Annotated in this window: 2 protein-coding genes; both read left to right on the top strand. The window is 38.7% G+C overall.

Features of this window, described 5'->3' with window-relative positions:
- On the top strand, positions 1–3,846 hold a 3,846-nt coding region (locus QZ359_RS06165; RefSeq protein WP_293964056.1), incomplete at its 5' end, for a ZmpA/ZmpB/ZmpC family metallo-endopeptidase.
- A 60-nt stretch (positions 3,847–3,906) separates the two neighbouring features.
- Positions 3,907–5,625, top strand: coding sequence for an aminodeoxychorismate synthase component I (pabB, locus tag QZ359_RS06160; RefSeq protein WP_293964054.1), 1,719 nt, complete (start codon positions 3,907–3,909; stop codon positions 5,623–5,625).
- The last annotated feature ends 23 nt before the right edge of the window (positions 5,626–5,648 follow it).

Here is a 5,648-nt window from a genome sequence, read left to right as displayed (position 1 = left end):
GTTTATGACCGTGGTGAAGGCGATGAGGAAGTAGTTCTGAATGAAGAACCTCTAAGACTTGACCTTAAAAAAGTTGAAATCAAAAATATCAAAGAAACAAGCTTGATGAGTGTGGACGCTGATGGTAATGAAACAGATACTAGTTTGCTTACAGAAAAACCAGCTGATGTTGCCCCACTTTATCTACGAGTGACCACTCACGACAACAAGGTTACACGACTTGCTGTTGACAAGATTGAAGAAGTAGAAAAAGACGGAAAAACTTTATATAAAGTCACTGCCAAAGCACCAGACTTAGTTCAACGTAATGCAGATAACACACTTAGCGAAGAGTATGTTCATTACTTTGAAAAACAAAAAGCAAAAGAAGGTAATGTTTACTACAACTTCAATGAGCTTGTAAAAGATATGAAAGCTAACCCTAGCGGTGAGTTCAAACTTGGTGCAGATCTAAATGCAGCTAATGTACCAACTCCAAATAAAGAGTATGTTCCTGGTACATTTAAAGGTAAGTTATCAAGTGTTGAGGGACAACGTTATTCAATCCACAATATGACACGTCAATTATTTGGTGGTATTGAAGGTGGTTCGGTTAAAGATGTTAACTTAGCTAATGTCGATATTAATATGCCTTGGATTGATAACATTTCTGCTCTTGCTAGAACTGTTAAAAATGCTACTGTTGAGAATATTAAAGTAACTGGTAGCATCACTGGTAGAGATGGAATTGCCGGACTTGTTAACAAATTAGATAACGGCGGACAACTTACTAATGTTGCTTATATCGGTAAACTTACTGGTGTAGGTGACAGAGGATGGGATTTCGCTGGTATGGTTGGTGAAATCTGGAAAGGTAATGTTGATAAAGGATATGTAGAAGCTGATATAGCTGCTAATAAAGCTCGTATCGGTGGATTTGTTGCTAGATCCGATAACGGTTCCGATCCTAACGGAATTGGTAAATATGGTTCTGTTCGTAACGCTGTTACTAAAGGAACTATTAAAGTAAATACACCTGTTGAAGTAGGTGGTTTCCTTAGTAAGAACTGGGCATGGGGTAAAGTTGCAGACTCTGTGTCTATGATGAAAGTTGAAAATGGTGAAGTGTTCTATGGATCTAAAGATATTGACGAAGATGGTGGATACTTCTCAAATAACGCTTTAGAACGTAACTTTATCGTGAAAGATGTAAGTACAGGTAAACGTTCATTTAAATTCTCTGTTTCTAACCGAATTAAAGAAGTGTCTCAAGATGAAGCTGACCAGAAAATTGCAACATTAGGAATTACGGCTAATGATTATGTTATCAATCCTCTTGTTTCAGATACATTAAATAATGTTAAACCAAAATCTGACACTTACAAAGATACTCAAGATTACAATGCAGACCGTGAACTTGCTTATCGTAATGTTGAAAAACTTCAACCGTTCTACAACAAAGAATGGATTGTAAATCAAGGAAATAAATTAGCTGCTGATAGTCCACTAATGACTAAAGAAGTATTGTCTGTAACTGCTATGAAAGGCAATGACTTTGTCACAGACCTTACAGATGCCGACCATATTATGGTTCACTACGCAGATAAGACAAAAGACATCTTTACAATTTCACCGAAAGAATCTAAAGTGAAACAAGTGAAAGAATACAGCGTGGCTGAATTGGGTGAAGTCGTTTATACACCAAACATGGTTGTTAAAGATCGTACAGATTTAATCAGTGCTATTGAAAGCAAATTAAGTCCAGTTGAATTGCAATCTGACCCGATTTACCAACACTTGGGTAGAACTGGTGGCAACAAAGTCAATGCAATTAAGGATTTGTACTTAGAAGAAAGCTTCAAGTATGTTAAAGATAATCTTAATAAATTCGTTACGAAGTTAGTAGAAAATGAAGATCACCAGCTTAACACTGATGAAGCAGCCAAACGTGCCTTGATTAAGAAAATCGATGACAATAAGGCTGCAGTTCTTCTTGGATTATCTTACCTCAACCGTTACTACGGCGTTAAATTCGATGACTTTAATATTAAAGAATTAATGCTATTCAAACCGGACTTCTATGGTAAGAATGTTAATGTGTTAGACTTCTTGATTAAGGTTGGTTCTAAAGAAAGTAACATTAAAGGTGATAGAACTTTAGAAGCTTATCGCGAAACGATTGGTGGAGTTATCGGTATAGGCGAGTTAAACAGTTTCTTAGACTATAATATGCGTCTATTCACAAGTGATACAGACTTAAACGATTGGTTCATAAAAGCTACTAAAGATAATGTATATATCGTTGAACCTAAAACAACAACTCCTGAATTTGCTGATAAGAAACACAGAGCCTACGAGGGATTAAACAACGACATGCATGGTAAGATGATTTTACCACTTCTTAACTTGAAAGATGCACATATGTTCTTAATCTCAACATATAACACTATGGCTTACAGTTCGTTTGAAAAATACGGTAAGAATACTGCAGAAGAACGCGAAGCATTCAAAGCTGAAATCAATAAAGTCGCTAAAGGTCAACAAAATTACCTAGACTTCTGGTCTCGCTTATCATTAGATAAAGTTCGTAATCAACTGCTTAAGAGCAATAACATGGTTCCAACTCCTGTGTTAGATAACCAAAACTATAAAGGAATCAGCACAGATAAATACGGACATACGAATAGTGGTAAAGACGTAGCACCTATCCGTGAATTATACGGACCAACAGGTCGTTACCATGCAACTGACTGGCGTATGGGAGCTGTAGCTCGTATTTACGGTAACCCTTATAAGGATGATTCAGTCTTCTTCATGGTTACTGATATGATTAGTGACTTTGGTATTTCAGCCTTCACTCACGAAACGACTCACGTAAATGACCGCATGGTTTACTTAGGTGGTTCAAGACACCGTGAAGGTACCGACCTAGAGGCGTTCGCACAAGGTATGTTACAATCTCCTGCTGAAACAAGTCCAAACGGTGACTTCAAAGCACTAGGATTGAACATGGCCTACGAACGTCCAAATGACGGAAATCAATGGTATAACACAAATCCAAATGACCTTACATCTCGCGCTGAAATCGATCATTACATGAAAGGTTTCAACGATACTCTAATGCTTCTTGATTATCTTGAAGGAGAAGCCGTTCTTGATAAAGGTAGCAAAGAACTAAACAATGCTTGGTTCAAGAAAGTTGCTAAGAAATTACGTAACGCTAATACGAAGAACCAATACGATGAGGTTCGTGATTTGAATGCAGAAGAAAAAGAATATAACTTAACTTCTGTTAACGACCTAGTAGATAAGAACTTCATGACCAAACACGGTCCTGGTAATGGTACTTATGACCCAACTGGATTTGGCTCTGCCTATGTAACGGTGCCTATCACTGCTGGTATCTATGGTGGTAATACAAGTGAAGGAGCTCCAGGCTCTATGTCATTCAAACATAACACATTCCGTATGTGGGGTTACTTTGGATATGAAAAAGGCTTCCTAAATTATGCTTCTAACATGTTGAAAAATGAGTCTAAAAAAGCTGGTCATGCTACTCTAGGTGATGACTTTATCATTAAGAAAGTTTCTGATGGTAAATTTAATACTCTAGAAGATTGGAAGAAAGAATACTTCAAAGAAGTTGTTGATAAAGCGAAAGCAGGATTTAACCCTGTTACAATAGACGGTACTACATACAGTAGTTACGAAGACTTGAAGAATGCATTTGCTGCAGCTGTTGATAAAGATAAAGCTACTCTTAAAAATGGATCAGTTAAATTTGATAATACTGTTTCCCTTAAAGAGAAAATCTTCAAGAAACTTCTTCAACAAACAAACAGCTTTAAAACTTCAATCTTTAAATAATCGAAATCTCTCATCTGCTTTGCGGATGAGGGTTTTCTTATTTTGTGCTATACTTAAGGTATGCATAGAAAAACAGTGATTGATTTTAGAGCTTTGGGGGAGAGATACACCTTTACCCAGCCTATTAAAGAGTTGAAAACGAGAAATGTAGCAGAAGTGGTAGATTTGCTGGCACAAGTGGAAAGCTACCAAGAGCAGGGCTACTATGTGGTGGGCTATGTCAGCTACGAGGCTGCACCTGCTTTTGAGGAGAAATTAGCAGTTCACAAGGCACCTTTACTGGACGAGTATTTGCTTTACTTTACTGTTCACGATAAGGTGGAGACCTCCCCTATTCCTTTGACTTATGATGAGGTTGATTTGTCTTCAAATTGGCAGGAAGTAACGTCTGCAGCAAACTATGAAAAGGCTATTGTACAGATACATCATCATTTGCGGCAGGGAGATACCTATCAGGTCAACTATACCGTCCAACTCAAGCAAGATTTAAGTGCTAATCCGTTTGCCATCTACAATCGCATGGTGGTAGAGCAGGAGGCAGGCTATAATGCCTATGTGGAACACGATGAGATGGCAGTGATTTCCATGAGTCCAGAACTCTTTTTTGAGCAAAATGACTGTGAATTGACGACGCGACCAATGAAGGGAACGACTCAGCGTGGCATGACTGACCAAGAAGACTTGGGGCAGGCCAGTTGGTTGGAGCAGGATCCTAAAAATCGCTCTGAAAATATGATGATTGTGGACCTCTTGCGCAATGATATGAATCGTATTTCTGAGGTGGGGAGTGAGCATGTGGAGCGTCTCTGCCAAGTGGAACAGTATTCAACTGTTTGGCAGATGACTTCGACTATCAAGAGTCAGTTGCGAGAGGATGTGGACCTTGTTGAAATTTTCCGCTCACTCTTTCCTTGTGGTTCCATAACGGGTGCACCGAAAATTGCGACTATGGAGATTATAAAGGACTTGGAGCCGCAACCGCGCGGAGTCTACTGTGGAACGATTGGTCTCTTGCTTCCACATGGGAAACGGATTTTCAATGTCGCCATTCGTACCATTCAACTGAATCAAGGGAAAGCTATCTATGGAGTAGGCGGAGGTATTACATGGGATAGCACTTGGGAATCTGAATACCGAGAGGTTCATCAGAAGGCAGCTGTTCTCTATCGTAAACAAGCTCGTTTCCAAATAATTACAACTGGAAAAATCAGCCAAAAACAATTGCTGTTTGAAGAACAACATTTGGAAAGACTGAGAAAAGCTAGTCGATATTTTGATTACCCTTTTGACCCAGAAATTTTGAGACAAAAGATTGAAGCAGAGTGTCAGACTTGTGATGCTAATCAAGATTACCGCTTGCGAATTAGCCTTAGCAAATCTGGAGAGATAGAAGTCAATCGTCAAGTATTAACACCCCTTAGTCCACATTTCTGCCAGGCCAAACTTTGCCTGCAGGAAGCCAATTTACAGCAAGCCTTTACCTATTTTAAAACGACTTACAGACCGCATTTGAACCTAGGAGAACAAGAGAAGATTTACCACAATAAGTCTGGAGAACTTCTTGAAACCTCTATCGGAAATTTGGTTCTGAAAATCGATGAGAAACTTTACACACCGCCTATCCGACTGGGAATCTTATCAGGAATTTATCGTCAGCATTTGCTGGAAAGAGGACAGGTAGAAGAGAAAGTCTTGACCTTGGCAGACTTAGTCCAAGCAGAAGCTATTTACGGCTGTAATGCAGTGAGAGGCTTGTATGAGTTATTTATTCAAAAATAAGAATTGTAATGAAAAGTTATAAG

The sequence above is a fragment of the Streptococcus sp. genome (assembly GCF_019414905.1).
In the GTDB taxonomy this organism is placed as follows: Bacteria; Bacillota; Bacilli; order Lactobacillales; family Streptococcaceae; genus Streptococcus.
Note: the sequence above shows the minus strand (reverse complement) of the source record. Positions and strands in the feature narration are given on the sequence as shown.